Annotated in this window: 2 protein-coding genes; both read left to right on the forward strand. The window is 45.1% G+C overall.

Annotation, left to right across the window (positions count from 1 at the left end):
* The first annotated feature begins 20 nt into the window (after positions 1–20).
* Positions 21–716 (forward strand): DUF4397 domain-containing protein, encoded by a 696-nt coding sequence (locus tag ACFQ2O_RS21330; RefSeq protein WP_377532864.1) that lies wholly within the window; start codon positions 21–23, stop codon positions 714–716.
* Between the two features lie 147 nt (positions 717–863).
* Complete coding sequence (gene ahcY, locus ACFQ2O_RS21335; protein WP_377532866.1) at positions 864–2,171, forward strand: adenosylhomocysteinase; 1,308 nt, start codon at positions 864–866, stop codon at positions 2,169–2,171.
* Positions 2,172–2,220 lie beyond the last annotated feature (49 nt).

The following is a 2,220-nucleotide window of genomic DNA, read 5'->3' on the forward strand; positions in this document are numbered from 1 at the left end:
TTAACTTAATTTTTTGAACTATGAAGAACTGGATGAAACTAACGCTATTGGCTGCATTGCCGCTAATGGTCTTCACAAGCTGTGACGACGACGACGATGATTTAGACCTGCTGGATGATCAGGCAAGTGTTATGGTGATACATGCTTCTCCTGATGCGCCTGCTGTGGATTTGTATGTGGATGATGTGAAGGTAAACTCAAACGCGCTTAACTACCCGAACAACACCGGATACCTGGATGTTAAAGAAGGCAACCGCAACATAAAAGTAACGGCTGCCGGAACAGGTGTTGGTAGCCCTGTAATCAACGCTACTGTGCCATTCGAGGATGATAAAAATTATTCTGTTTTCGCTATCAACACGTTAAGTAACATTGAGCCGCTTGTGCTGGAAGACAATCTGGCCGATCCGGCTGCTGGTAAAGCACACGTGCGCTTTGTGCATCTTGCTCCTGATGCGCCTAATGTAGATGTAGTGGTACAGGGCGGTCCAAACCTTTTCTCTAACATAGCTTTCAAAGGTAATACAGCCTTTACTCCAGTTGATGCAGGTACCTATACTTTAGAGGTGCAGCCTGTTGGCTCAGACGATGCCGCAGTTACAGCAACACTTACGCTGCAAGAAGGAATGATCTATACGGTATTTGCAAAAGGCTTCCTTTCTCCACCAACAGGTAACAATAATATGCTAGGTGCTGAAGTGATTGTAAATAACTAAGAAGCTTGTACTATTCTAGCTACTGTAGCGCCTGCCACACTCTGGCAGGCGCTTTTGCTTTGTACCTAAGGCTACTATAGGCTATTAAATCTTGAAGAAGCGCAACAATTTTTGTAAATTTGTGTTTTAAACTGAAAAGCAATAAAAATGGTAGATACAGAATTGAAGTACAAAGTAAGAGATATCTCTCTGGCTGATTGGGGCCGCAAGGAAATAAGATTGGCTGAAGCCGAAATGCCTGGTTTAATGGCTATCCGCGAAGAGTTCGGTCCTAGCAAGCCACTTGCTGGTGCTCGCATTGCTGGCTGTCTGCACATGACAATTCAGACTGCAGTGTTGATCGAGACATTGGTAGAGCTTGGTGCTGAAGTTACCTGGTCTTCCTGCAACATCTTCTCTACGCAAGATCACGCTGCCGCTGCCATTGCTGCTGCCGGTATCTCTGTTTATGCCTGGAAAGGTATGACGGCTGAGGAGTTTGACTGGTGCATTGAGCAAACTTTGTTCTTTGGTGATGAGCGCAAGCCGCTTAATATGATACTGGATGACGGTGGTGACCTGACTAACATGGTACTGGATAAGTATCCTGAGTTGGCTGCTGGCATCAAAGGCCTGTCTGAAGAAACTACTACGGGTGTTCACCGCCTGTACGAGCGTATGAAGAATGGCACCCTGCCAATGCCTGCCATCAACGTAAATGACTCTGTTACCAAGTCTAAATTCGATAACAAGTATGGCTGTAAAGAATCTTTAGTAGATGCTATTCGCCGTGCTACGGATGTGATGATGGCTGGTAAAGTAGCTGTTGTTGCTGGTTACGGTGACGTAGGAAAAGGTTCTGCTGCTTCGTTGCGTGGTGCCGGTGCCCGTGTTATTGTTACGGAAATTGATCCGATCTGTGCGCTACAGGCTGCTATGGACGGTTTTGCCGTAAAACGTATGGTAGATGCTGTAAAAGAAGCTGATATTGTAGTAACAGCAACTGGTAACAAAGACATTATCGGTGAGCAGGAGTTCCGCCTGATGAAAGATAAAGCCATTGTTTGCAACATCGGCCACTTCGATAACGAAATTGATATGGCTTGGTTAAACAAGACCTATGGTAATACCAAAGATGAAATAAAGCCTCAGGTAGACCTTTATAACATCGAAGGCAAAGACATTATTTTATTGGCCGAAGGACGCTTAGTAAACCTTGGTTGCGCTACTGGCCACCCATCGTTTGTGATGTCTAACTCTTTCTCTAACCAAACACTGGCGCAGCTGGAGCTTTGGACAAATACAGATGCTTACGAAAACAAAGTTTATACTTTGCCGAAGCACCTGGATGAGAAAGTTGCCCGCCTGCACTTGTCTAAAATCGGTGTAGAACTGGATGAGCTTTCTCCTGATCAGGCAAGCTACATTGGTGTAGAAGTTGAAGGCCCATACAAGCCGGAATACTATAGATACTAATTATCGGGAAAATATCCTACAAGTAAAAAGGGCCGGTGCTGCAAAGCAC

Origin of the sequence: Pontibacter rugosus, from assembly GCF_042678745.1 — a bacterium.
Lineage (GTDB): Bacteria > Bacteroidota > Bacteroidia > Cytophagales > Hymenobacteraceae > Pontibacter > Pontibacter rugosus.

Coding starts and splice junctions, on each gene's coding strand:
- ACFQ2O_RS21330 (WP_377532864.1), top strand. CDS start 21: ATGAAGAACTGGATGAAACTAACGCTATTGGCTGCATTGCCGCTAATG.
- ahcY (WP_377532866.1), top strand. CDS start 864: ATGGTAGATACAGAATTGAAGTACAAAGTAAGAGATATCTCTCTGGCT.